General features: G+C 69.6%; 25 protein-coding genes and 1 tRNA gene. 6 read left to right on the top strand and 20 right to left on the bottom strand.

The features are described 5' to 3' along the window. Position 1 precedes the first annotated feature (1 nt). The 12 genes from flhA to HLA95_RS03815 form a co-directional block, all read right to left on the bottom strand. The gene (gene flhA / locus HLA95_RS03760; RefSeq protein ID WP_191061603.1) at positions 2-2,089 is read right to left on the bottom strand and encodes a flagellar biosynthesis protein FlhA; all 2,088 of its coding nucleotides are present in this window, start codon (positions 2,087-2,089) and stop codon (positions 2-4) included. Then, on the bottom strand, positions 2,086-3,447 hold the full coding sequence (locus HLA95_RS03765; RefSeq protein ID WP_222182457.1) for a sigma-54-dependent transcriptional regulator: 1,362 nt from the start codon (positions 3,445-3,447) through the stop codon (positions 2,086-2,088). Before HLA95_RS03765 ends, flhA begins: the two co-directional genes overlap by 4 nt. 28 nt (positions 3,448-3,475) lie before the next feature. Next, the gene (gene fliN / locus HLA95_RS03770; protein WP_191062183.1) at positions 3,476-3,796 is read right to left on the bottom strand and encodes a flagellar motor switch protein FliN; all 321 of its coding nucleotides are present in this window, start codon (positions 3,794-3,796) and stop codon (positions 3,476-3,478) included. A 6-nt stretch (positions 3,797-3,802) separates the two neighbouring features. Further along, entirely contained in the window at positions 3,803-4,558 is a 756-nt protein-coding gene (locus HLA95_RS03775; protein ID WP_222182459.1) for a hypothetical protein, read from the bottom strand. A gap of 10 nt (positions 4,559-4,568) precedes the next feature. Continuing rightward, a complete protein-coding gene (fliG, locus tag HLA95_RS03780; protein WP_223861842.1) occupies positions 4,569-5,591 on the bottom strand; it encodes a flagellar motor switch protein FliG in 1,023 nt (340 codons plus the stop codon). A gap of 1 nt (position 5,592) precedes the next feature. Beyond that, a complete protein-coding gene (fliF, locus tag HLA95_RS03785) occupies positions 5,593-7,236 on the bottom strand; it encodes a flagellar basal-body MS-ring/collar protein FliF (protein ID WP_222182461.1) in 1,644 nt (547 codons plus the stop codon). Positions 7,237-7,435: 199 nt separating this feature from the next. Further along, complete coding sequence (gene sciP, locus HLA95_RS03790) at positions 7,436-7,735, bottom strand: CtrA inhibitor SciP (RefSeq protein WP_191061931.1); 300 nt, start codon at positions 7,733-7,735, stop codon at positions 7,436-7,438. A 129-nt stretch (positions 7,736-7,864) separates the two neighbouring features. Then, entirely contained in the window at positions 7,865-9,211 is a 1,347-nt protein-coding gene (gene flgE / locus HLA95_RS03795) for a flagellar hook protein FlgE (protein ID WP_222182463.1), read from the bottom strand. Between the two features lie 54 nt (positions 9,212-9,265). Then, positions 9,266-9,943, bottom strand: coding sequence for a flagellar hook assembly protein FlgD (locus HLA95_RS03800; RefSeq protein ID WP_222182465.1), 678 nt, complete (start codon positions 9,941-9,943; stop codon positions 9,266-9,268). 14 nt (positions 9,944-9,957) lie between these two features. After that, positions 9,958-11,478, bottom strand: coding sequence for a flagellar hook-length control protein FliK (locus HLA95_RS03805; protein ID WP_222182466.1), 1,521 nt, complete (start codon positions 11,476-11,478; stop codon positions 9,958-9,960). Between the two features lie 175 nt (positions 11,479-11,653). Further along, positions 11,654-12,097 carry an RNA polymerase-binding protein DksA gene (dksA, locus tag HLA95_RS03810; RefSeq protein ID WP_159713694.1) on the bottom strand — a complete coding sequence of 148 codons (444 nt, stop codon included), beginning with the start codon at positions 12,095-12,097 and terminating at the stop codon, positions 11,654-11,656. 163 nt (positions 12,098-12,260) lie between these two features. After that, positions 12,261-13,049 carry a HesA/MoeB/ThiF family protein gene (locus HLA95_RS03815; protein WP_191061816.1) on the bottom strand — a complete coding sequence of 263 codons (789 nt, stop codon included), beginning with the start codon at positions 13,047-13,049 and terminating at the stop codon, positions 12,261-12,263. Positions 13,050-13,194: 145 nt separating this feature from the next. On the opposite strand from HLA95_RS03815, the gene HLA95_RS03820 reads away from it, so the two are divergent. From HLA95_RS03820 to fliP, 3 genes are read left to right on the top strand one after another with little or no spacing between them, the layout of a single operon-like run. Then, positions 13,195-13,557, top strand: coding sequence for a hypothetical protein (locus HLA95_RS03820; protein ID WP_191061817.1), 363 nt, complete (start codon positions 13,195-13,197; stop codon positions 13,555-13,557). Continuing rightward, on the top strand, positions 13,554-13,880 hold the full coding sequence (locus HLA95_RS03825; RefSeq protein ID WP_222182468.1) for a hypothetical protein: 327 nt from the start codon (positions 13,554-13,556) through the stop codon (positions 13,878-13,880). Before HLA95_RS03820 ends, HLA95_RS03825 begins: the two co-directional genes overlap by 4 nt. Further along, positions 13,877-14,611 carry a flagellar type III secretion system pore protein FliP gene (fliP, locus tag HLA95_RS03830; protein WP_191061196.1) on the top strand — a complete coding sequence of 245 codons (735 nt, stop codon included), beginning with the start codon at positions 13,877-13,879 and terminating at the stop codon, positions 14,609-14,611. The genes HLA95_RS03825 and fliP overlap by 4 nt, the downstream gene beginning before the upstream one ends. 44 nt (positions 14,612-14,655) lie before the next feature. Here the strand turns inward: fliP and HLA95_RS03835 are convergent, their stop codons facing one another. Next, positions 14,656-15,195 carry a DUF423 domain-containing protein gene (locus HLA95_RS03835; RefSeq protein WP_222182470.1) on the bottom strand — a complete coding sequence of 180 codons (540 nt, stop codon included), beginning with the start codon at positions 15,193-15,195 and terminating at the stop codon, positions 14,656-14,658. Positions 15,196-15,396: 201 nt separating this feature from the next. On the opposite strand from HLA95_RS03835, the gene HLA95_RS03840 reads away from it, so the two are divergent. Next, entirely contained in the window at positions 15,397-15,987 is a 591-nt protein-coding gene (locus HLA95_RS03840; RefSeq protein WP_191061197.1) for a hypothetical protein, read from the top strand. Positions 15,988-16,185: 198 nt separating this feature from the next. Here HLA95_RS03840 and HLA95_RS29045 read toward each other — a convergent pair whose 3' ends face one another. The 7 genes from HLA95_RS29045 to gph form a co-directional block, all read right to left on the bottom strand. After that, positions 16,186-16,344 (bottom strand): DUF6471 domain-containing protein, encoded by a 159-nt coding sequence (locus HLA95_RS29045; protein WP_222182472.1) that lies wholly within the window; start codon positions 16,342-16,344, stop codon positions 16,186-16,188. Between the two features lie 15 nt (positions 16,345-16,359). Further along, a complete protein-coding gene (locus HLA95_RS03850; RefSeq protein WP_191061198.1) occupies positions 16,360-17,547 on the bottom strand; it encodes a TFIIB-type zinc ribbon-containing protein in 1,188 nt (395 codons plus the stop codon). Between the two features lie 3 nt (positions 17,548-17,550). Further along, positions 17,551-18,660 carry an SPFH domain-containing protein gene (locus HLA95_RS03855; protein ID WP_222182474.1) on the bottom strand — a complete coding sequence of 370 codons (1,110 nt, stop codon included), beginning with the start codon at positions 18,658-18,660 and terminating at the stop codon, positions 17,551-17,553. 3 nt (positions 18,661-18,663) lie between these two features. Then, positions 18,664-19,971, bottom strand: coding sequence for a toxic anion resistance protein (locus tag HLA95_RS03860; RefSeq protein WP_255591441.1), 1,308 nt, complete (start codon positions 19,969-19,971; stop codon positions 18,664-18,666). 113 nt (positions 19,972-20,084) lie between these two features. Beyond that, positions 20,085-20,981: a 5-bromo-4-chloroindolyl phosphate hydrolysis family protein gene (locus HLA95_RS03865; protein WP_222182477.1), complete on the bottom strand. Its 897-nt coding sequence runs from the start codon at positions 20,979-20,981 to the stop codon at positions 20,085-20,087. Between the two features lie 235 nt (positions 20,982-21,216). Beyond that, positions 21,217-21,291: transfer RNA gene (locus HLA95_RS03870), tRNA-Val, on the bottom strand. A gap of 37 nt (positions 21,292-21,328) precedes the next feature. Then, the gene (gene gph / locus HLA95_RS03875) at positions 21,329-22,063 is read right to left on the bottom strand and encodes a phosphoglycolate phosphatase (protein ID WP_191061631.1); all 735 of its coding nucleotides are present in this window, start codon (positions 22,061-22,063) and stop codon (positions 21,329-21,331) included. Between the two features lie 265 nt (positions 22,064-22,328). Here gph and glmU point away from each other — a divergent pair, with 265 nt between their 5' ends. Together glmU and HLA95_RS03885 are read left to right on the top strand one after the other, a co-directional pair. Then, positions 22,329-23,684, top strand: a complete 1,356-nt coding sequence (gene glmU / locus HLA95_RS03880) for a bifunctional UDP-N-acetylglucosamine diphosphorylase/glucosamine-1-phosphate N-acetyltransferase GlmU (protein WP_191061632.1) — start codon at positions 22,329-22,331, stop codon at positions 23,682-23,684. Next, positions 23,681-24,853, top strand: coding sequence for a tetratricopeptide repeat protein (locus tag HLA95_RS03885; RefSeq protein WP_222182479.1), 1,173 nt, complete (start codon positions 23,681-23,683; stop codon positions 24,851-24,853). Before glmU ends, HLA95_RS03885 begins: the two co-directional genes overlap by 4 nt. The last annotated feature ends 103 nt before the right edge of the window (positions 24,854-24,956 follow it).

Genomic DNA, 24,956 nt, shown 5'->3' on the forward strand with positions numbered 1-24,956 from the left:
GTCACACCTGCCCCATGGTCTTGATGCGGGCCTTGGGATGGATCTCGTTCTGCGACAGCACGCCGGTGCTGGGCCGGAAGCGCTCGATCAGCGAGCGGACATAGGGCCGAAGGGCCGGCGTGGTCACCAGCACTGGTAGCTCGCCGCGCAGCGCCAGCGCCTCGAAGGTCTCGCGCACCGAGCGCACGAACTGCTGCAGCCGGTCCGGTGCGATCGCGAGCTGGCGCTCCTCGCCATTGCCGACCAGTGCCTCGCCCAGCGCCTGCTCCCAGCCGGCCGACAGGGTGACGACCGGGATGTAGCCGCCCTCGCCGGTGAACATGGTGCTGATCTGGCGGGCGAGGCGGCTGCGGACATGCTCGACGATCACCACGGTGTTCTGCGAGTGGGTCAGGGCCTCGCCGATCGCCTCCAGCACGGTCGGCAGGTCGCGGATCGACACGCGCTCGGCGAGCAGGCCCTGCAGGACGCGGTGCACGCCGCCCATGGAGATGCGCGCCGGCACCAGGTCACCCACCAGCTTCTGCCACTCCGGCGGCAGATCGCTTAAGAGCTTCTGGGTCTCGGCATAGGTGAGCAGTTCCGCGAGATTGTCCTTGACCAGCTCGGTCAGATGGGTGGTGACCACCGTGGCCGGATCGACCACGGTCAGCCCGCGAAAGCTCGCCTCCTCGCGCAGTGCCGGGCTGATCCAGGTCGCCTGCAAGCCGAAGGTCGGCTCGGTGGTCGGCTCCCCCGGCAGGCTGATCGGCCGGCCCTGCGGGTCCATCACCAGCAGCATGTTCGCCCGGATGTCACCGCGCCCGGCCTCCATCTCCTTGATCTTGACCGTGTAGCTGTTGGCCGGGAGCTGGATGTTGTCCTGGATGCGCACCGAGGGCAGGACGAAGCCCAGCTCGATGGCGAGCTGGCGGCGCAGCGCCTTGATCTGGTCGGTCAGGCGCGGCGAGGCGTTCTCGCCGATCAGGCCCAGCAGGCCATAGCCCAGCTCGAGCCGGATCGGGTCCATGACCAACACCGACGCGATCGGCTCGTCGCCGGTGGCAGCAGGTGCTGGCTGGGGCTCGGCCGGGACCGGGGCGGTCGCGCGCCGGGTCGCATGCCAGGCGGCATAGAAGCTGCCGGCGGCGATCAGCAGGAACACCAGGGTCGGCAGGCCCGGCAGCACCGCCAGGATCAGGCTGATCACTGCGGTCAGGCCGAGCGCACGGGGATAGGCACCCAGCTGCCGGAGCAGCGCGGAGTCGGTGCGGCCCTCCACACCGGCCTTGGTCACGAGCAGGCCGGCCGCCACCGAGATGATCAGGGCCGGCACCTGCGAGACCAGGCCGTCGCCGATGGTGAGCAGGGTGAAGGTGTGGGCGGCATCGGCCACTCCCATGCCCATCTGGGCCACCCCGATCACCAGCCCGCCCACGAGATTGATCGCGGTGACCAGCAGGCCCGCCACTGCGTCGCCGCGCACGAACTTGGCGGCACCGTCCATCGCACCGAAGAAGGAGCTCTCCTCTTCCAGCTCCTTGCGCCGGCGCTTGGCGGTCTGCTCGTCGATCAGGCCGGCGGAGAGGTCCGCGTCGATTGCCATCTGCTTGCCGGGCATCGCGTCCAGCGAGAAGCGGGCGGCGACCTCGGCGATGCGGCCCGAGCCCTTGGTGATCACCACGAAGTTCACGATCACCAGGATGGCGAACACGATCACCCCGATCACGAAGTTGCCCTGCATCAGGAAGCGGCCGAACGCCTCGATGATGTGGCCGGCAGCGGCGCTGCCCTCGTGGCCGCTGGAGAGGATCAGGCGGGTGCTGGCGAGGTTGAGCGCCAGGCGCAGCATGGTCGCGATCAGCAGCACGGTCGGGAAGGAGTTGAAGTCGAGCGGCCGCTCGATGAACAGCGCGGTCACCAGGATCAGCACGGACAGGCTGACCGAGCAGGCGAGCAGCAGATCGAGCAGCATGGGCGGCAGCGGCACGACCAGGACGGCCAGGATGGTGAGGATGCCGGCGGCCAGCAGCACCTCGCTGCTGGCACCGGAGCGGCGCAGGCCGCCCAGGAGCTCGCGGCCGATGCCGCCGAGTGCGATCGTCCTCACGAGGCGGCTCCATCGAGGCAGGCCAGCCGCACGCCCTCCTGCGCATATTGCTTCAGCTTGTTGCGCAGGGTGCGGATCGAGATCCCGAGCAGCACGGCGGCATGGGTCCGGTTGCCCCGGGCATGCTGCAGGGTGTCGAGGATCAGGTCGCGCTCCACGGCGGCCACGGTGCGGCCGACCAGCGGCCCGCCCACCCGGCCGGTCGTATCGGCCGGTGCCCCGACCGCTGCCGGTACGGCCGGCTCCCCCTGGTGCAGCCGGTCCGGCTGGAACAGGATCGCCTCGGGCCCGATCTCCGGTCCGGAGGCCAGCAGGACGGCGCGGTGCATGCAGTTGTCGAGCTCGCGGACATTGCCCGGCCAGCGGCAGCGGCCGAGTGCCGCCAGTGCCGCAACGCTGAGCGGCCGGTCGGGCAGCTGGTTGGCGCGGGCGTGCTTGCGCTGCAGCCAGCGGGCCAGGGCCGGCAGGTCGCCCGGACGCTCGCGCAGGCTCGGCAACTGCAGGCGCAGCACGTTCAGGCGGAAGTACAGGTCCTCGCGGAACTGCCCGCTGCGCACGCTCTGTTCCATGTCGCGGTTGCTGGTGCCGATCAGGCGGATGTCGACCTTGACCGGCCGCGACCCGCCGAGCCGGTCGATCTCGCGCTCCTGGATGGCGCGCAGCAGCTTCGCCTGCAGGCGCGGCTCCATCTCGCTGATCTCGTCCAGGAGCAGCGTGCCGCCGTTGGCTTCCTCGAACTTGCCGATCCGCCGGGCCAGCGCACCAGTGAATGCCCCCTTCTCGTGCCCGAACAGCTCGGACTCCAGGAGATTCTCCGGAATGGCCGCACAGTTGACCGAGATGAACGGGCCGGCGGCGCGCTTGCTGTGGCGATGGATGAACCGTGCCATCACCTCCTTGCCGGTGCCGCTCTCGCCCGTGATCAGCACGCTGGCATCAGTGGGGGCGAAGCGGCGCGCCAGCTCCAGCACCTCCAGCATCCTGGGGTCCTCGGCCACGAAGTCCGACTGCTCCTGGGTGGTCTCCTCAAGGATCGCGGCGATCAGGTCCGGATCGGGCGGCAGGGGCAGGAACTCGCGCGCCCCCGCGCGGATCGCCTGGGCCGCCTGGCGGGGGTCGGTATGCACGCCGTAGGCGATCACCGGCAGGTGGATGCGCTCGGCAGCCAGCCGGCGCAGCGCGTCGGCGATGTCGCTGCCGACGTCCAGCAGCAGGAGATCGGCGCCCTGACCTTCGCGCAGGCCGACCAGTGCGCTCGGCAGGTCGTCCTGCCGACGGACGCTGGCGCCGCGCCTGGCGGCCATCTCGGCCGCCAGGGTCACCTCGGGCAGGCTCTTGCCGACGATCAGTAGACGCATCGCTGGATCTCCCCCGGGGCCGCGGAGCCTAGTGCTCGCCCTTGATGATCTCGGTCATGGTGACGCCCAGCCGGTCCTCCACGACGATCACCTCGCCGCGCGCCACCAGCCGGTTGTTGACGAAGATGTCGATCGGCTCGCCGACCTTGCGGTCGAGCTCGACCACGGCGCCGCGGCCCAGGCGCAGGAGCTGGTTGAGCGGCATCGACGCCTTGCCCAGCACCGCCGAAAGCTGCACCGGAATGTCGTAGACCGCACCCAGCGGTGCCGGCGAGGCGGGGGCCGGCCGAGGCTCGGGCTCCTCCGGAGTCGGTTCGAAACTGTCGAGAGGCAGGGGCCGGGAGGTCATGCTGATTCACTCCTGAGGGAAAGCGCTGGACTGGTGGGAAGCACGGGACTTGATGCCGACTTCGGCCGGCACCGGCATGGCTGGATCGTCCGCCGGAACGGGCATGCTCTCGAAGGCAGTGAGAAAGTCCCGGCGCAGCTGCTCGAACGACCATTCCGACCAGCCGGATGGCCAGGACATCGCGACATCGCCAGGCAGCATGCCGGCCTGGCCGCGTACCTGGCAGCTGCCGGAGCCGGGGCTGGTCCCGGCCAGCAGGGCCGTCATCGGCTCCACCAGTTCCGGCGCCACCGTCACGACCAGTTCCTGATCGGCCGGCAGCTCCGCCAGCGTCCGGCCCACCGCATCGGCCATGACTTCGGCCGTGGCCCGGCCGCAGAGCTGGTCGAGGCAGGTGCGGGCCAGGGTGGCGAACAGGCCAGTGGCCTCACGGGCGGCCGCATCGGCCACGGCGCGCCTGGCCGCCTGCAGTTCGGCCAGCTGGTCAGCCAGCCGTTGCGCCACGCGCAGCAGGGCTGCCTCGGTGCTGGCGGCCATGGCGCGCCTGGCGGCGGCATCGGCCCGGGCGGCGGCCCAGGCCATCGCCCGCGCCAGTTCCTCTTCGCCGAAGGCGGGCTCTGCTGCGACCGGGCAGACGGGTGCGGGTGTCGCAGCCTCGATGGGCGACGCCGCCGGCCCGGTGAGGTCGGGGAAGACGAAGCGCACCATCCGGGTGCTGGCCGGGAACAGGCCAGGCTCGACGGCAATGGAACCGGGTGCCACGTCGCGCATCTTAGTAGACCAGCTGGTCGTTCTTGTCGTCGGCGACATAGATCTCGCCGGCGGCCGCCAGATCCTTGGCGGTGTTGACCAGGAACTGCTGCGCCTCCTCGACGTCCTTGAGCCGCACCGGGCCCATCGCGGCCATGTCGTCCTTCAGGATCTTGCCGGCGCGCTCCGACATGTTGCCGAGGATCAGGTCCTTCAGCTGCTCGCTGGCCCCCTTGAGCGCCAGGCCGATGCGCTCGTTGCCGACGCTGCGGATCAGCGTCTGGACCCCGGCGGCGTCCAGACGCACCAGATCCTCGAAGGTGAACATCAGCGCCTTGATCCGGTCGGCCGATTCCTTGTCGCGCTCCTCCAGCGAGGTGATCAGCCGGCTCTCGGTCTGCCGGTCGAGGAAGTTGAAGATCTCCGCCATCACCTCGTGATTGTCGCGCCGGTTGGTGCGGGCGAGATTGCTCATGAACTCGGCACGCAGGGTGCGTTCTACATCGCCGATGATCTCGTTCTGCACGACCTCCATGCGCAGCATGCGGGACACGACCTCGAGCGCGAAGTCGTCCGGCAGGTTCGCCAGCACCCGGGCCGCATGGGCGGCCTCGATCCGGGAAAGCACCACGGCCACAGTCTGCGGGTACTCGTTCTTCAGGTAGGAGGCGAGCACCGCCTCGTTGACGTTGGCGAGCTTCTCCCAGACCGTGCGGCCGGCGGGCCCGCGGATCTCCTCCATGATCGCCTCGACCCGCTCGCTCTCCAGGAACGAGGCGAGCAGCCGCTCGGTCGCGTCATAACTGCCGACCACCCCGCTGGTGGCGCCGACCCGCTCGCAGAACTCACCCAGCACCCGCTCGACCGTCGGGCGGTCGGCCCGGCCGAGCGCCGACATCGCCTGGGACAGGGTGCGGATGTCGTCGAACTCCAGGCTCTCCATGAGGCGTCGCGAGCGGTCGGGGTCGAGCGAGAGCATCAGCACCGCCGCCTTGTCGATCCCGCTCATCGCGGCGGGGGTCAGGGTCACCAGCTGGTTGCCCATGTCATTCTCCAAGCCAGGTGCGGATCATCTTGACCGCCTCGTCCAGCCGCTCGTCGACGATCCGCACCACCGCGTGCAGGAGCTGGTCGTGCGGTGCGGGCGATCCCGGGGCCGGCAGCCGGCGCTGCGGATCGTCGCCGGCAGCCTCGCCATGGCCGGTCACGGCCTCGGCGGACGGCCCGCCTGCCGGCCCATTCGCGGGCCCTGCCGCCAGAAGCGGCACGGTGCCGGCCTGGTTGACGAGCGAAGCCGTTTCGGCGCCGTTGGAGGGCGGCAGCAGCCGGTTCAGGACGGGGCGGACCCCGAAGAAGACGACCGCGAGCGTCAGGAGCGCCAGGAGGCCGAGCTCGCTCCAGCGGGCACCATCGATCCCGAGCTGCTCCAGGAGGCCGGGCTCGGGCAGGGGGGGCACCGTTGTCTCGACGAAGCGGCGGCTGACGATACGGAACACGTCGCCGCGCGCCTCGTCGAAGCCCGCGGCGCCCTTGGCGAGCGCCTCCAGCTCGGCCAACTCTTCAACGGAGCGAGGTGCATAGCCGACGGTGCCGTCGGGGCCGGGCACGCGTAGGCCATCGACCTGGACGGCGATGGACAGGCGGCGAATGCCGCCCGGGCGCTGCACCTCGTTGCGCACGGTGCGCGAGATCTCGAAGTTGACGGTTTCCTCGCTGCGGTTGCTGCGCTCCCGGCTGCCGGCGGACGCACCGGCCGGGGCCGCCGCGGTCGGCAGGTTGCTCGTCACCGAGACGGGCTGATCCGCATCGGTCTCGTCGCGACTGGAGTCTTCCTCGACCGTCTGGGTGCTGCGGGCGACCTGGCTCTGCGGATCGAAGGTCTCGGCAGTGGTGGTGACCTGGTCGAAGTTCATCTCGACCGTCACTTCCGCATCGACCCCGCCCAGGCCGACCGTCCGCTCCAGGAGCTGCACGACCTTCTGCTTGATCCTGGCCTCGTAGCCGCTGCGCAGCTCATCGATCTCGCCGGGGAACATCGCCGCCTCGCCGGCCTCGCCCGAGCGCGCCAGGAGGTTGCCGCGGTCGTCCACGATGGTGATGGCAGATGGGTCCAGCCCGGGAACGGCCGCGGCGACCAGGTTGCGGATCGCCTGGACCTGCCGGCCGTCCAGCCCGCTGCCGCCGCGCAGGCCCAGCACCACCGAGGCACTGGGCCTGGCCTCGTCGCGGCGGAACAGCGAGCGCTCCGGCTGGACGATGTGGACCCGGGCGGCACGGACCGGCTGGAGCGTCGTGATCGAGCGCGCGAGCTCGCCTTCCATGGCGCGGCGCAGATTGACGTTCGACAGGAAGTCGGTCTGGCCGAAGCTGCTGCCCTGGTCGAAGATCTCGTAGCCCACGACATTGCCCTGGGGCATGCCGTCCGCGGCCAGATCCATGCGCAGCCCGCCGATCCGGTCCTGCGGCACCATGATCGCGTCGCCTGCGGCGTTCAGCCGATAGGCCACGCCCTGTGCCTGGAGGCGTTCGGTGATCAGCCGGGCATCCTCCGGGCGCAGCTCCGCGTAGAGCAGCGCGAAGGACGGCTCGAGCGCCCGGCTCGCCACGAACGCGAAGAACATGACGAAGCCCAGGAGGATCGTGCCGAGCGCCAGGAGGCGGGCCGGCCCCAGCGCCTGCGCCGCGGCCATGGCCGCCTGCAGGCGCCCGGCTGCTCCGCCGGCTGGCCCGCCTGATGCTGGTACTGTGCCGATCGAGGGCGATGGAGTGGCTATGTCCATGGGTCCCGGGTCACTCGTCGGCAGCAGGTTGCCGCCCTGACCCGGAACCTAGGCCCGGACTGGTTAAGTGCGGGTTAACGGCCGGGCAGCTTCCAGCCCGGTACCGGCTTCAGGAGTGGCCTCGCTCACGGTCACGACGCTTGATTGCCTGGATCTGGGTGACGCGCAGGCCGCCCAGGCCGTGACGCTGGATGGCGTTCTGCCAGATCTCGAATTCTTCCGCCGAGATGCTGTAGCGGGTGCAGGCGGCTTCCTGGGACAGGATGCCGGCCTGGACCGCGGCCACGACCTCGGCCTTGCGCCGCGCCACCCAGCGCCTGGTGTCGCTGGGTGGCAGGTCCTCGAGGCGCAGGAGCGTGCCGTTCGGGCCGACGGCGGCCTGGACCGGTGCGCCCATCGTTCTGGACATCGTGGTTCTCCTATGACAGCCGACGCGTTTCCATGAAGCTGGAATACTGCCCGCTTCCCTAACCGCCTGATAAGATAGATAGTAAATTAGAGTGGCAGGCGGGCGCGGCACCGTACCCGAATATTATTGTCAGCGCTTGATGCGCATCAGCTCGTCGAGCATGTCGTCCGTGGTCGTGATCACCTTGGCATTGGCCGAATAGGCGCGTTGGGTCACGATCATCTTGGTGAACTCGTCGGCGAGGTCGACATTGGCCGCCTCCAGGGCGGCGGGCGAGATCTGCCCGGCACCGCCGCTGCCGGCGATCTGCAGGTTCGCGTCGCCGGAATCGCGGGTCATCGCGAATACGTTGCCGGACCGGGGCTGCAGGGCGCTCGGGTTCGCGAAGGTGGCGACCGGGATCTGGAAGATCCGGCGCACCTCGCCGTTGGAGAAGGCCGCCTCGACGAACCCGTCCTCGTCGATCCGCACCGCGTTCAACTCGCCGAAGCCGGCACCGTCCTTGGTGACGAACGAGACCGCGCTCTCGCCGGCGAACTGGGTCAGCCCGTCGGTCCCACCGATCGCACCCCAGTCGATCACGATGGACGAATCGGCAGAGTTGATCGAGTTCAGCCAGTCGATGCCGATGGGATCGCCGGCCACGGCACTGGCGGGATAGGTCGGCGTGATGGCGAGGCTGGCGATGCTGCCATTGCCGTTGAAGCTCACCGTGCCCGAGCCCAGCAGACCATTCGGATGGGCGCCGCTCTCGATGTCGGCGGTGTCGGCGTAGAGCTCGACGCTCCAGGTCGCGGCACCCGGCGTGCGCAGGAAGGCCATGGTGATGCTGCGGGCGTTGCCCAGGCTGTCATAGACCTGGATCTGCCGCTTGAAGTCGGGCGCGGTCCCGCCCGCTCCATTGGTCGCGGCATATTCCGCCATGTCGCCGGAAGCATAGGCGCCGGTATGGATCGCCTGGCCGGAATCGAGGTTGGCACCCAGCTTGAGCTGTGCCGTGGCGACCGTGGTGGCGTTGAGATCACGCACGTTGACCGGCTGGGTGACGTTGATGTCGAGCGGTTGCTCGCTGGTGTCGAGCTTCCAGCCCAGCAGGTAGAAGCCGTTGGCGCTGCGCAGATAGCCGTCCGCGTCCGGCGTGAACGAGCCGGCCCTCGTGTAGAGCGGGGGCGAGTTGCCGCCCGGGTCCTGGGCGACCACGAAGAAGCCGTTGCCGACGATGGCGGCATCGGTGGCCGAGCCGGTGGCCTGGACCAGGCCCTGCTTCTCCACCAGGAACCTGGTAGAGTGCTGGACACCGCCGGGGCTGAAGGCCCGCTGCTGGTCGGGGCTCACCACCAGCGAGGCGAAGTTGGACACGCCGCCCTTGTAGCCGATCGTGCTGACGTTCGCGACATTATCGGAGATGACGGACATCGAGCGGCTCTGCGCCGCCAAGCCGGACACGCCGGTGAACAGGGAACCGAACAGGCTCATGTCGAGATGGTCCTTGCGCGAAGGTGGGAATGGAGCTGCCGATGCCGGGCTCGATCAGCCGCCCGGCCGGGCGATCGCGGTGATATCGGTGAGCGGCACGTCGACGCCGCTGACCGACAGGGTCGGCTGGTCGGCCGCGGGGTCGATCGCATCGACCGTGCCGTACAGGTACTGGGTGACGTCGAGGGCCTTGCCGTCCAGCGTCTGGGCGGCGACCGCTACCCGGTAGGTCTCGGCGGGCGCCCGGCCGCCGCTGGAGGTCGCGCCGTCCCAGGCGACCTGATGCCGGCCCGCGGCGGTGGGGCCGCGGGTCTCCGCGACCAGGGTGCCGGACCCGTCATAGATCTTGATGGACACCGAGGCAGCCGCGGCCGGCAGCTCATAGCTGATCCTGCCGGAGCCCTCGCTGCCCAGGGCCATCCGGTTACTCTTCGCCTGCACGGTGGTGCCGAGATAGCCGAGCATCGTGGTCTGGCGGGTGCCCTGCACCAGGCCGATCAACTGCTCCAGGCTGTCATTGGTCTTGATCGACTGCTCGACCGAGGTGAACTGGACGAGCTGCTGGGTGAAGGTCTCCGTATCCATCGGCGACAGCGGATCCTGGTTCTTCAGCTGGGTCGTCAGCAGCGTGAGGAAGTTGTCGAAATGGTCGGTGAGCTTGGTGGCAGCCGACCTGGCGGCGCTGCCACTGCCGTCGGGCAGGGCGGCGAGCGTGGATTCGATGGCGGACATGGGCGGGCCTCTGGCTAGAGGACGAGATCGAACAGGCCGGTAGTCGGCCGCAGGGCAGCGGGTACTGGTTCATCCGGCAGCACCGCCAGCGGCGCGGTCGGGCCGGACGGCGGCCCGGACGGGCCGGACGGCGGCCCATGCCCGCCCGGGCCACGCTCGGGCTGCTGCCCGCCCTGCTGCCCGGACGTGCCGAGGTCGAAGGTCAGGGCGTCGGAGCCGGCGAGGCTCAGGCCGGTCGCGGTGAGCGCCCGCTCGATGCCCGGCGCGTGGCGCTGCAGGAGCTCGACCGTTTCCGGGCGGGCGGCACTGAGCACGGCACGCACCCGCCGGTCCTGATCCACCACGACCCGGATCTGCACCACCCCCAGCTCGGCGAGATGGAGCTGCACCGACACGACCCGGCGGTCGCCCGACAGGCTCTGGGCGATGGTCGGTGCCAGCTGGGCCGCCGGATCAGCCTGCTGTGTCGCCCGCACATAGGCATCGCTGCCCCGGCCATAGGGTCCGTTCATTGCGGTTACGGCCGGTTCCGGGGACGGAGCCGGTCCCGGCGGCGGGGCCGCATCGGCCGGCAGCTTCCCGCCCTGGCTGTCGTCGGGTGCGGATCCGGTCGCGGGTGCCTGGGCGATCGCACCGGCCGGCTCGGCTGGACCGGGATCGGCACCCGCATCGGGCTGGCCGGCGGGCGGTGCTGCCGGGGACGAACTGGTGGCCGCACCCGGCGTCGCCGGGGTGGAAAGCGGATCCGGCCCCGGCTGGCTCGCTGGCACCCCGGATGCACCGCTGGCGGTGATCTCGCTGGCGGTGGCGGTGCGTGCGGGGCTCCCGGCAGAAGTGACCGGGCTGGCGCGCAGCGGATGAAGCGCCGTTTCCGCTGACGCCACGGCTTGGCCGGCCTTGGCCGGAGTGTCCGGCAGCACGGCCGCGTCCGGCGCTTCGGGCAGCACATCCCCGTGTGGTGCCGCAGCGGGCAAAGCGGCGTTGGCGGATTGCGCCGGCTCGGCGGGTGGCGGTGTGGCGGCGCCACCGGCTGACGAGCCGGCTGCCGGCGCCGTGGCCTGTGTGCCGGCAGGCAGGCCCGGTGCCGCCTGGGGCAGCACGGCCGGGATCAGCAGGGGCAGGGCAGCCAGCGGCGTGGCATCGACAGGTGGGGCTGCGTCGTCGGCCGGCGGCAGGTCGGCCGCAATGTCCGTCCCTTGGGGATCGGCGGGGGCTACTGCCTCGCCAGTGCGTGAGGGCGTCAACCCGCCGAGCGACCACGATTCGGCTGTGCCCGCGATGGCGCCCGCACCCGGGAGCGAGCCGTCCGCCACGATGGAGTCTGCCTGCACGGCGCCGGGGGCCGTGGCCATTGCCGGGGCTGGCATGACGTCCGGGCCCGCAGGGACAGCGTCACCTGCCTGGGCGACGGCGATGAACTCGCCGAACGGCGTCGACTGCGTAGCCGGACGCGCCTGGGTGGCCTGGGCGGGAAGCGGACCGCTGGCCGACGGCAGGGCAGGGCCGGGTGGGAAGAGAGCGGCAGGGTCGGGCATGCATCGGTCGCCGGTTGAACTCGGCGAACGAAGCAGCAACACCCGTGCCAGACTAGGCGCCGCCTGGAGATCGACGGTCAGGCCGTGCCGATGGGGGTACGAGCGCGATCCGACCCGGTACGGCAGGCCCGCATGGCGGCAGGATCTGCCCGGCAGCTATTGCCGGGCTACCGCCTCACTCCTCCCGGTAGGTCCGCTCGCGGCGCTCGTGGCGCTCCTGGGCCTCGATCGCCAGGGTGGCGATCGGCCGGGCCTCGAGCCGCCTGATCCCGATCGGCTCCTGGGTCTCCTCGCAATAGCCGTAGGAGCCTTCGTCGATCCGCCGCAGCGCCGCCTCGATCTTGCTCAGCAGCTTGCGCTCCCGGTCACGGGTCCGCAGCTCGAACGAGCGCTGGATCTCGGCACTCGCCCAGTCCGTGGCATCGGGAAGCCGGGTATCCTGCTCCTTCAGCTGCTTCAGAGTCTCGTCCGAACCGCGCAGGATCTCGTCCCGCCAAGCCTGAAGCTTCTTGCGAAAATACGCTTCCTGCTTCGGGTTCATATAGGCTTCGTCGTCGGACGGGCGGTAGTCGTCGTCGATCTCGACGTAGTCGTTCACGATAGCGCCAATGTTGTTCATCGCCCCTGCCTGAAAAAAAGGAAGTCAAGGACACTAGAACGCGCGTGCCATCTCAGGCACTACGTCCGCTTACCGATCCCGGCTCGCCACACCGAGATGGCGCTGGGTTAGTGAAAAGCTCTGGCACATGCAAGAACATCGACGCCACAATCATGGGATCGGCTCAGCCGTCGGCATAGGCGGGTATGCATGGTGCCGCATGACCGGCCGCCGCCGTGCGCGGTATCTCGATCTGATGCAGCATTCCGCCCAGGCCGTCATAGCAGCACAGCGGCGCCGCCACGGCAGGGTCTTCCAGGCCGAGCAGCGTCTTGATGGCGAGCGTGGCGGCAAGCCCCGCTATCGTCGCCGCCACCGGCCCCAGCACGCCTGAGCGGCTGCAGCTCGGCAACTGCCCCGGGCCGGGCGCCTCGGGGTAGATGCAGCGATAGCTCGGATGCGGCGCGCCCAGATAGGGGCGCAACAGGATGAGCTGGCCGTCGAAGCCCTGCACCGAGGCGGAGACCAGCGGGATTCCGGCTGCCGCACAGGCATCGGCCACTAGGCTCCTGACCTCGAACTGATCGGTGCCGTCCAGCACCAGGTCGACGCCCTTCAGCAGCGTGTCGACATTGCTCCGCTCGAGCTTCACCGGGAAGGGCTCGACCCGCAGGCCGGGAGCCTTGGCCGCCAGCCTTGCATCGGCGGCCCCGACCTTGGCCCGGCCGACATCGTCCGGGTCGAACAGGACCTGGCGGTGCAGGTTGGACAGCTCGACCTGGTCGTGGTCGATCAGGCGGAGCGTCCCGATCCCGGCTGCGGCCAGCAGGAGCGACGCCGGCGCGCCGATCCCCCCGACGCCGACCAGTGCGACCTTCGCGCGCAGCAGCCGATCCTGCCCGACGCCGCCCACCTCGCGCAGCACGATCTGGCGCGAGAACCGGGTCAGTTCCTCGTCCGTCCATTCCCGCAATGCCGTGGCTCCCAGGTAAAACTCACCCAGCAGATGGGTAGCCGCCGCCGTGGACGAAGGGCCGCCCGGTAACCGCGGCAACGGAATCTTAACCATCGCGCCCTCAAGATCCGGCCATGCAGCGAACCAGCCAGAAGGACGATGGATGAGCCGGCCGAAAGCGCAGGAGGCAAGATCGGAGCCGGCCGACCCCGGAGCCGCCGATCTGGAATCAGCCAAGTCGGACCAGGCCGATGTCGCAGCGCTGGCCGCCCGGCTCGCGGCGATCCGGCGGGAGGTCGACCGCGACCCCGAGGCCCTGGCGGAACTCCTGCACGATCTCGGGGCGGACCTGCGGGACGTCGAGGTCGGCACCAGGCTGCCTGCCATGCTGGCACTGCTCGACGAGCTAGAGACCCTGGTCGAGCTGCTGGCCGAGCGGGGCACAGCGGCGGCGGAGGAGCTCGCCCGGCAGGACCGGCGGCGGCGGGCGCACGGCGCCTATCGTTCGCACACGGTACGGCCATGATCGACCTCGGCCCCGACCCGCTCCGCATCGTCCTGGCCGTGCTGGTGGCAGCGCTCCTGCTGGCGGGCCTGCCCTTCCTCCTGCGCCGCCTGCCGGGGCGGCTGCCGGCACCCGCCGGGCCCATGTCCGGGCCGGCGATCGTGGCGCAGCGGGCGCTCGACCTCCGCCACCGGCTGCTGGTGATCCGCCACGGCGAGCGCGAGCACCTGATCATCCTGGGCGGCAGCCTGCCGGTCGTGGTGGCAGGCGAGGGGTTCCCAGTGCCGGCGACAGCAGGAGTGACGGCCACGACCAGCCACGCCGGCCGGGACAGTGCGGCATGAAAGCACGCTTCGTCATGCCGATCCTGCTGGCGGCTGGCCTGCTGCCATGGGCAGGCGCACCGGCTAGCGCTGCCGGCCTGACCTTGGACCTGGGCGGCGGCTCCTATACGAGCCAGCTCGTCCAGATCGTGGCGCTGATCACGGTCCTGAGCCTGGCGCCCGGCATCCTGGTGATGGTGACCTCGTTCACCCGGATCGTGATCGTGCTCTCCTTCCTACGCAGCGCGCTCGGCCTGCAGCAGACACCGCCCAACCCGGTCCTGATCGGACTCGCCCTGTTCCTCACGGCGTTCGTGATGGGGCCGACCTTCCAGCGGGCCTACGAGCAGGGGCTGGCACCCTATCTGGCCGAGGAGATCGACGAGGCCACCGCCTTCGAGCGGGCCAGCGCCCCGGTCCGGGCCTTCATGCTGACCCATACCCGCGAGAAGGACCTCGACCTGTTCCTGAACCTCTCGGGCGTGGCGCCCGAGACGGCCGAGGCGACGCCGCTGCGCACCCTCGTCCCGGCGTTCATGATCAGCGAATTGCGGCGCGCCTTCGAGATCGGCTTCCTGATCTTCATCCCGTTCCTGGTGATCGACCTGCTGATCGCGTCGGTGCTGATGTCGATGGGCATGATGATGCTGCCACCGGTGATGATCTCGCTGCCGATCAAGCTGATCTTCTTCGTCCTGGTGGACGGCTGGTACCTGGTGGCAGGCAGCCTGGTGCAGAGCTTCGGCCCGTGACGGTGCGGGGCCTACATGTTCACCGGCTGCAGGCGGCCTCCGCTTCAAGCCGGCCTGGACCCTCGCAGGAGCGCCCAGGTGGCCATCAGCCAGCCGATGATCAGGCCGGTGCCGCCCAAGGGGGTGACGGCACCTAGCCAGGAGGGTGCTCCCAGCGCCAGCAGGACGAGCGTGCCGGCGAACAGCACGGCCGAGAGCAGCAGCACGGTAATGGCAGCCTGAAGCCTGGCCGCCAGCCGGCTCAGCGCCAGTGCGGCCAGGGCGTGCCACATCAGGTACTGGCTGGCGAGTGCCATCAGCTCGGCCCCGCGTGCATCCCCCGCCTCGCGAAAGGCATGCGCGCCCATGGCACCGATCGCGACGGCCGCCCCTGCTGCCAGCGCGCTGCCGACCTGCAGCACCCGGTTGCCCGGCAGGACCGTGCCGTCCCTCGGACCGGGCGAACGCGTCTGGGTGAGGGGGCTCGGCATCGGGTGGACCTTCAGGCTGAACGGCAAGGCGGCATCGGCGGGTCGAGGGACATGCTCTGCGCCGTAGCGATGGGCCGGCGTCCTCTTGGTGGGCACGGCCGCAGGAAGCGGCAAGAGGGTGCGGCTCCGGCTGCGACAGCGTTGTCCGGCAGATCTGTCCTTTCCGGCATGCCGCCGCCGCTCCGGTCTCGTTCGGCCTTAGGTAGCAGATACACCCAACGCCTGAGTTGCTACGCAGGCCGCATGCTCAACCGGGAGAGTAAGCATGCTTGAGTGGACTTGGAGAGTGTCGGAAAGCGCCGCTAGGGTGGCGGCATGCCTTGGTTATCCAAAAACACGATCGCCAGTGTTGTCACCGTCATTCCGGCTATCTACCTCGCATTCGTCGGGGTTGATATGTGGGTCGGCCATCTCACGTTTTGGGATAATTTTAAGGAGAAGGTTCTGCCAATGCTGACGGCAGAGAATCTGGCTTGGGTGTGCTTCCTGGGCGGGATCCTCACGCTAGCTTGGATTAATTTCGGAGGGCAGATCAGGAATCTGCTCGGTTGGCCCGAGACGGAGCCAGGAACAACATCAGAAAGTATGACATCTGAATCTTCGACGAACGGAATCGGAGAAATCGAAGCTCCGAAGGATAAATCTGCCTCACATGACATAAGCTTGCAGGAGACGAAGCGGCAGATTAGCCACATTGCTATGGCGGCTTCTGATATTCTAATTGTTGCTCAGGGGGCAAGTCTACTCGCATCTTCGCCCAGTTTGCCTATCATCGTTGAGATGAATGCCGACTTGAGTTCTTTACGCGCAAAATCGGAAGATGCTGAACATTATATACGACGACTAATCGAAATAGCGGGCTATTGGCCAACGAACATGGTGATCATACCATTTACTCAGCGCTAAATGGCGCTGACAATTTGGCAAGAATCTTCATTGAAAACGAATTGCGGCGTCGCCTTCAAAGCAAGACGGCGCGACAGGTTCACGAGAGATACGTGGTAGAAGCATATCGGGTATCGTCTGCCACGAACTTTGTTCGTGGCGTGATTGAGGATAAAGGGCAGCGCCTCACTGAGTTGAACGGATTGCTGAGCAGTATAGCTACTCCTCAAGAGTAAGACTCTTGCATCCAATTGCCTTCAAGCACTGAACAAAGAAAACGGCTGAGAATCCGCCGCGACTGACCTTGTTTCGCAGATTTCGGCTATTCTCATTCACGCCTGCCTCAATCAGTTTCTCCGCTAGCTGGTCATAGGTCATGTTTCGCCGCGGGCCTCAGAAGCCGCGCAGGATCTGGTCGATGATGCCGCCGTCCTGGAGGAGCGCGAACACGATCACCAGGATCAGGGCGGCGAGGGCGGCGGCTACCGTGATCTTGACCCAGGACCAGGGCCGCTCGCCCTGGACCTGGCCGGTGCGGGCGTTGACCAGGAAGCGGTAGGGCCGGCCCCGGTAGCGGTAGGCGGCGATCCAGACCGGCAACAGCACGTGCTTGAAGGTGACGTCGGCATGGCGGGTCTCGACATGGTCGATCCGCTGCACGTCGCCGCCGATCGCCCGGGCGACGTCCTGGCGGATCACCCCGTCCATCTTGACCCGGGCCTGGTCGAAGCCGGCGGACAGGTCGATGCCATAGGCCTCAGCCTGGAATCCCGCGAGATATTCCTGGCGGTAGAAGCGCAGGTCCTGCAGGTCCCAGGGCTCCAGGCGATCCACCATCGCGACCGGGAGGCTCTCGGAGGCCGGGACCAGCACGTCGTCGAAGTCACGCGCCACCTGGCCTGCGGCCGGGCGCCAGCGGATCCGGGTCACCGGCTGCTGGACCTGGCGGACATTGCCCTTGGCGTCGCGCACCGCCACCCATTCCATCGTGGTGTAGCGGTCGCCGCGCTGGCCGCGATAGGTCGAGCGGGTGGCGCTGTCATAGGTCCAGTAGGGCAGGTAGATCCCGCTCAGCCGCTCGCGCCGCTCCGATCGCTGCTTCAGGTCCGAGGGCGCGAACCACCGGCCCCTGAGCCAGCGGTCGAAGGCCGCCTCGGCGCCGCGACGGTCGATGCCGAACGGCAGGAGCCCGGACGGCTTGATGTGCCGGTTGACCCCGGTATCGGTGACCGTGGCCGAGCCGCAGAACGGGCAGGCGCCGCTGAACCGGTCGCCCTCGAAGCTGAACTCGGCAGCACAGGCGTCACACTTGACGGTGCGCGTTTCCTCGATGTCGCGCTGGTCGGCGAGCCGGCCGAGCCAGGCATGGAAGTCGAGCTCGCGCAGCGAGCCGGGCTTCTCGACCTCCTCGATCCGGTTCTCGTGGCCGCAGAACCCGCAGACCATCACCTGCGTGCCGGGCTTGAAGGTCAGGAACGCGCCGCACTGGCTGCACGGGAACCTTCGGTCGCCCGTCGTCGGCGCTGCCTCGGGCGCACCGCCCGATCCGGCGGCGGCCCGTTCCCCCCAGGGTCCCTGCATCGATCAGCCGGGCGGCAGGGGCGGGGGCTGGTCGGCGAACAGCTCGGCCAGGTCCGGCCGCTCACTCGCCCTGGCCCAGTCAGCCATCCCGGCGGTCCAGACCATGCTGTCCCGGCCGAGCTTGCCCTCGGTGACCAGCCGGCGCAGCGCCGTGCCGTCGAAGGGGCCCTGCGCAGCACCGGCGATTGCCACGTGATAGTTCAGCGCCCGGGGCAAGGGCGGCGGCGTGGCGCTGGCCGCCGACTGGGCAGCGGCGCCGGTAGCACCGAAGGCGCCCGCCACCTGCTGCGCCATGGCCATGCCCGCACCCAGGCCGATCCCGGCACCGAGTGCCCCGTCCGTGCCGCCCTCGCCCAGCGCCTCCGCCGCCTGGAAGCGGGTGTAGCGGTCCAGGTCGCCGATCACACCCATCGAGCTGCGCTTGTCCAGCGCCTGCTCGACGGCAGGCGGCAGGGACACGTTCTCCACCAGGAGCTGGAGGAGGTCGATGCCGTAGGACTCGCGGACCAGGGGTGCCGTGCGCTCGGTGACGAACCGGCCGAGCTTCTCGTAGTTCGCAGCCAGGTCCAGGACCGGCACGCCGCTGGTGGCCAGCCCCTCGGCCATCTTCGCCACGATCAGGTTGCGCAGCTGGTTGGAGATTTCCTCGGTGGTGAAGTGGCCGTCCGTGCCGACCACCTCGCGCAGGAACAAGGGCGCGTCCGCCACCTTCAGCGTGTAGGAGCCAAACGCACGCAGCCGAATCGGCCCGAACTCCGGGTCGCGCAGCATGATCGGGTTGCGCGTGCCCCATTTCAGGTCGGTGAAGCGCCGGGTCGAGACGAAGTAGACGTCGGCCTTGAACGGCGAGTTGAAGCCGTGGTCCCAGTGCCGGATGGTAGTGAGCACCGGCAGGTTGCGGGTTTCCAGGGAGTAGAGCCCGGGCGGGAACACGTCCGCAAGCTGACCCTCGCTGACGAAGATCGCGACCTGGCCCTCGCGCACCGTCAGCTTGGCCCCCTGCTTGATCGCGTCCTGCCAGCGCTCGAACCGCCAGACCAGCGTGTCGGAGCTGTCATCCTTCCAGTCGATGACGTCGACGAACTCGCCGGTCAGGCGCTCCCAGAGCGACATGGCTCAGCTCCTCCAGGCGGGCTGGCCGGGACCGCCGGTGGTCCGCGCGGCCGAGGCGGCGCGCAGCACCTGCTTCAGCTCGTTCTCACACGCGATCAGGCGCTTTTCGGCATCGGCCCGCTTGATCTTGCCCTCGTCCGCAATGCGCAGGCTGTCCTGGATGGTTTCGATCAGGGCGCGATTGGCCTTCTCGACCACCGAGATGTCGAACACGCCGCGCTCGATCTGCTCGCGGACCATGGCGTTCGCGTCCTTCAGGTTCTTCGCGTTCGCCTCGAGCAGCTGGTTGGTCAGGTCGGTCGCCTCCTTCAGCGTCTTGGCGGCCTGGCTCGAGCGGTAGATCGTGATCGCCTGGGCGAGCTGGGTCTTCCAGAGCGGGATGGTGTTGGCGAGCGTGCTGGTGATCTTGGTGATCAGGCCCTTGTCGTTCTCCTGGACCAGCCGGATCGACGGCAGGGCCTGCATGGTGACCTGGCGGGTCAGCTTCAGGTCGTGGACGCGCCGCTCCAGGTCATCCCGGGCACTGCGCAGGTCGCGCAGCTGCTGGGCGGCCAGCACGTCGTCGGACTGCTCGGCCGCGCGGGTCAGGGCCGGGATCTGCTCCGCGTCAATCTTGCGCAGCATCTCCTCGCCGGCACCGATATAGAGCGCCAGCTGGTGGAAGTAGGACAGGGTCGCGTCGTAGAGCCGGTCGAGCTTCTCGACATCGACCATCAGGGTGTTCTTGTGCTTGTTCAGGCTGTCGCCGATCGTCTCGATCTGGCCGCGGACTTCCTGGTACTTCTGGACGAACTTGTGGACGGGCTCGGTGGCGCCCAGCATCCGCTTGATCCAGCCAGGCTTCTTCACGTCCTTCAGGTCGCTGGTGTCGAAGCCCTTGAGGGTCAGCAGCATGCGCGACAGCGCGTCGCCGGCCGGGCCGGCATCCTTGTTGCGCACACCCTCCAGCATCTGCTCGCTGATGTTGGTCAGCTCGCCCTGCGCCCGGGCACCGAACAGGACCACGGAGTTGCTGTCGCCCAGATCGATCTCGCTCAGGAGCTGCTCGATCTTGGCCCGCTGCTCCGGGGCCATCGCCGTGATCGCCTCGATCTCCGCGCTGGTGGCGGTGAGGCCGGGGGAGGTGGACTGGGCGGTGGCGTTGGGCTGGGCCGGTGCCAGCGGCGCCGCCTCGCGCAGCGGCGCCGGCATCGGCCGGGCGATGCCCGGCTCCACCGGGCCGGGGCGGGCTGCCACAGGCGTGGCCACCGGTGCCGGCTCGTCGCTCCAGGTGGGCTGCGGCGGCGGGGAGGTCCTGGACGGCTCGTTCATCGGGGCGTTCCTCCCTGAACAGGATGATGGGATCGGTCGCCGGCGAGAGCCGGCGGGCAGGAAATATCAACTGCGACGGCCTGGCGGGAGCCGGACGGCATCCGTGCCAGCCGTCATCCGTGGATGCCCTCGCTCTTCAGGCGCCGGGTCAGCACTTCCAGCTGGACGTCCAGGTCGAGCGCGTCGGCGGCCAGCAGCTTCTGCTGCTGTTCGGTCATCGCCGCCTCCATGGCGTCCAGGGCCACGGTGAACTTGCGCTCGATCGCGGGGTCGGCGCCGTCCAGGCCGGAGCTGGCGAAGCGGCGGGCAATGCCCAGGGTCTCGTCCAGATAGAGGTTCAGCACCTTGCGCGCCCGGTTGAACGTGTCGGGCTGGCGCTCGATCGTGTCGACCAGCCCCTGGGCCCGCTGCACCACCCGCGACAGGCGCTGGGTGAGGGCCTGCGAGCGGATGCGGCGCCGGATCTGGTCCAGCTCGGTGATTCGGGCGGATGCGGCGTCCAGGGCCTGGCGGAACAGGTCGGTGTCGATACCGTCCACGCTGGCGGCACGCTTCTCGCCGCGCGGGTCGAACCCGTACATCAGCAGGGTGGCGAAGCCCGCACCCAGGCCGAACGCGATCCCGGACAGGAAGTCGTGCCCGGCGCCGGCAAAGGCCAGCGTGAAGGCGGCGAGGCTCAGGGAGGCTGCCCCCAGGAGCTTGCGCGGCAGGCTCGGCGCGCGGGCGACCTTGAGTGCCCGGAACGCCCGCTCGGCCCGGCGGCCGGAACGGATCAGGCCGGCCCCGCCGATCACCAGCGCTGCCGCCAGCACGTCCACCAGTACGGCATCCGCCCGGCCCCGGCTCAGCGCCACCAGGGCACCCAGGATCGGCCAGAGCGCGAACAGATAGAGGACCAGCCCCTCGAACCGCCCTTCCAGGCGCGAGCGGGCTTCCGGGATCCAGCGCTGGGGCGGCGCATAGCCGCCCAATATGTCGCTGCCGGGACCGGCCGGCCGGTCAGAACGCATGGGCGAACAGTGCCTGGCAGCCGGCGATGCCGAGCGTCGCGGCGAGCAGGGCGAATCCTGCGGCCTTGCGCAAGACCATGTTCATGGACGGCGTCTTCCCCTCGTCGAGCGGTTCCTGGTCCCCAGCAGATGTAGGGAGCGGAACAGTCGTTTGCGAGGGCGGACCTCAAGGCCGCGCCTGCGCCTTTGCGAGGAAAAGCGCGCCAGCCGACAGGTCGAGGGAGGGGCGGCGGGATGGTGGGCGCTGCAGGGTTCGAACCTGCGACCCCTACCGTGTGAAGGTAGTGCTCTACCGCTGAGCTAAGCGCCCGACGCCGCCCGTCTGGTGCATCGTCGCCCGCCCGGTGTCAAGACGCAATGCTGCCGACGGGGCTGCCGGCAGGGCTGCCGGCGAGACGGCTGCCCGGGCGCAACTGGTCGATTGCGGCCGGCAATTCGTCGAAACGGTCGATCACCAGGTCGGCGCCCAGCTCGCGCGGCGGGATGGTGGTGTAGCCGAAGCTGACCACGATCACCTTCATGCCGGCCGCGCGCGCGGTGACCACGTCGTTGGTGCTGTCCCCGACGAAGATCGCCTCCTCGGGTGCCACCCCCAGGGGGCGCAGCGTCGCCAGCGCATGCTCCGGGTCGGGCTTGCGCACCGGCAGGCTGTCGCCGCCCACCACCGCGCCGAAGAAGCCGGAAAGGCCCAGCGCATCCAGCAGGCCCAGCGTCGGCGCATGGGGCTTGTTGGTGCAGACCCCCATCCGGATGCCGCGGGCCGCGAGATCGGTGAGCACCGGCACCACGCCCTCATAGGCGAAGCTGTGCCGGCAGGGGTTGGCCGTGTAGCGGGCGAGGAAGTTCTGAAACAGCCGCTCCAGCAGTTCCGGGTCGTCCGGGTGCCCGGCAGCGTCCAGGGCACGCCGAATCAGGACCCGGGCGCCGTCGCCGATCATGGTGCGCAGCTCGGGCAGGCTCGGCGCCTCGACGCCCAGCTCCGCGGTCACCTCCACCAACGTGGCATGGAGGTCCGGGGCGGATTCGACCAGCGTGCCGTCCAGGTCGAACAGGATGGCCCGCAGCGGCGGAAACGAGGCCAAGTTCAGTGCTCCAACAAAGGCTGGGACGCGGCGGTGCCGGCAGCGGGTGCCCCGGCACCGGAGGCAGACATCGCCGCAGGAAGCGGTGCCTGCATTGTCCGGTCAAGCGGACTCGTTACACTCGGGGCCGTTGCGTTCCGCAGCCATACCGGCTTGCTAGGACCGGCTGGTTGGGGCAGGGCGGCAGGGGGGATCGCCGGCCGGACGGGACTCCGGTCCGGTCTACGGCAGGATCGTTGGCCGCAGGATCGAGAGACGGAGATCGATGACGACAGCGCTGCATGTCCTGATCCTGGCCGCGGGCAAGGGTACGAGGATGCGGAACGGCCGGCCGAAGGTCCTGCATCCGCTGGCCGGCCGCAGCCTCCTGGAGCATGTGCTGGCGGTGGCGGGCGAGCTCGACCCGGCACGGGTCGTCCTGGTCCTGGCACCGGGCATGGAGGAGGTCGCGGAGGCAGCGATGCGCTCCGGCCTGCCGCTGTCCGTGGCGATCCAGGACCCGCCGCTCGGGACCGGCCATGCCGTGCAGGCCGGCATTGCCGGGCTGCCGGCGACCGGCGAGGTCCTGGTGCTGTATGGCGACACGCCGCTGATCCGGGCCGAGACCCTGCAAGAGCTGCTGACGGCCAGGCGCGCAGCCGATGCCGCCGTGGCGGTGCTGGGCATGGATCCGCCCGACCGCACCGGCTATGGCCGGTTCCGCCAGGAGGACGGGCGGCTGCTGGCGATCGTGGAGGAGCGCCATGCCGACCCGGAGCTGCGGCGCTCGGGCCTGTGCAATGCCGGAGTGATGGCGATGGATGCCGCGCGGCTGCCCGAGCTGCTGGCGGCGGTGCCGCACCGTCCGGACAAGAACGAGTATTATCTCACCGACATCGTGGAGCTGGCGCGCGAGCGCGGCTGGGCCTGCGTGGCGGTCGGAGGGCCCTGGCAGGACGGGGTGGGCGTCAACAGCCAGCGGCAGCTCGCCGACGCCTACGGGCTGTTCCAGGAGCGGCAGCGCGAGCGGCTCCTGGAACTGGGCGTGATCATGCCGGTGCCGGACAGCGTCCATTTCTCGGCGGACAGCGAGGTGGCACCCGGTGCCATGATCGAGCCCTACGTGATGATCGGGCCAAAGGTGCGGATCGAGGCCGGCGCCAGGGTCCACGCGTTCTCCCATCTGGCGGGCTGCACGATCGGGGCCGATGCCGAGATCGGCCCGTTCGCCAGGGTCCGGCCGGGCAGCCGGATCGGCAAGGGCGCCAAGGTCGGCAACTTCGTCGAGACCAAGAACGCGCAGCTGGGCGCCGGCGCCAGGGTCAGCCATCTGAGCTATGTCGGCGACGCGGAGGTGGGGGAGGCCGCCAATCTCGGGGCCGGCACCATCACCTGCAACTATGACGGGTTCGGCAAGCATCGCACCGCCATCGGGGCCGGCGCGTTCATCGGCTCCAACACGGCACTGGTGGCGCCGGTCCAGGTGGGGGCCGGCGCACTGGTGGGGGCTGGCAGCGTGATCACCAGGGACGTTCCGGACGATGCGCTGGCCGTCACCCGGCCGGAGCAGATCGTGCGCGAGGGCCATGCGGCGACGCTGCGCAGCCGGTACCGGGCGCGCAAGCCGGGAGCCAAGTCGTGACGGCCGGCCGCAGCCCCCGGGGCGCTCCGGGCCGCGCGGGCTGGCGGTGGCGGCGCCATCTGGCGGGCATGGTCGTGGCCGGCTGCCTGACGGTGACCGGCACGGCCGGCGCGCAACTGCCCGACGATCTCCGGCAGGGCTACGAGTTCTACCGGTCCGGCGCGTTCGCCGAGGCGGCGGCCGCGTTCGGCCGGGCGATCGAGGCAGGCGGGCTGGACCCGGAGGCGCTGGCGGTGACGCTCAACAATCGCGGCGTCGCCTACTCGCAGCTCGGCGACTACGATGCGGCGATCGCCGACTATCTCCAGGCGCAGAAGCTCAAGGCCGACGACCCGACCACGATCCGCAACCTCCGCTACGCCTATCTCACGCGCGGGCTGGCCAGCGCCCAGTCGGGCAACCGGAATGCCGCGCTGGCCGACTACGACCAGGCGCTCGCGATCGACCCGAGCTATCTGGAAGCCTTGCAGTATCGGGGTGCCCTGCGGATCGAGCTGGGCATGGTCGAGGAAGCGGCGCGGGATTTCCGCCAGGTGCTGGCGCTGGAGCCCGGCAATGCTGCGGCCACCGCAGCGCTCGCCACGCTGGCGGAGCAGGCGGAAGGTGCCCCGCCCGCCGGGGCTGCAGGCGAGCCCGGTGCGGTGGCCGGGGTAGCGCCGGACGTTTCGCCTGTCGGCCCGGACCCGGATGACCCGGATGGGATGGCGGCGGCGGTCGAGCGCAGCAGGAGCGCGGAGGAGCGGGCGCAGGACTCGCTCGACGAGGCGCTGCGGGCCGCCCGCGAGGCCGAGCCGACCGCCGGGCCGGAGCAGGATCCGGCCGGGCAGGGGGATGAGGCGCAAGGGGACGCCGCGCAGGAGGAAGCGCCGGTGCCCGGGCAGGCGGAGCGTCCGGTGGCGCGGCAGGATGCGCCGGCCGAGCCGGAGCCGGCACCGCCTGCAACCGGACCGGCCACGGCCGAGGCCGCCGAGGCTGGTGGACGCTATCGGATCAGCACCGCGGTGAACATGCGCGGGGGGCCGGACAATTCGTTCGACGTGGTGGGCGTGCTGCCCGAAGGCGTGCTGGTCCAGACCGATCGGGAGCAGCTCGGCTGGCACCGCATCCCCGCCGCGGACGGCCGGCCGACCGGCTGGGTGTATCGCCGTTTCCTCATTCCTGCAGAATAATGCGCGAGCGATTATTCCGGCATTGATTTCTACCTCTGGTCGTGGGTAATCGTGGCTGAGGTACGGTGTGATGCGCACATCGCAAGTGACCGGAACGACTGGC

It is taken from the genome of Geminicoccus harenae, assembly GCF_019800005.1.
Classification (GTDB): domain Bacteria; phylum Pseudomonadota; class Alphaproteobacteria; order Geminicoccales; family Geminicoccaceae; genus Geminicoccus; species Geminicoccus harenae.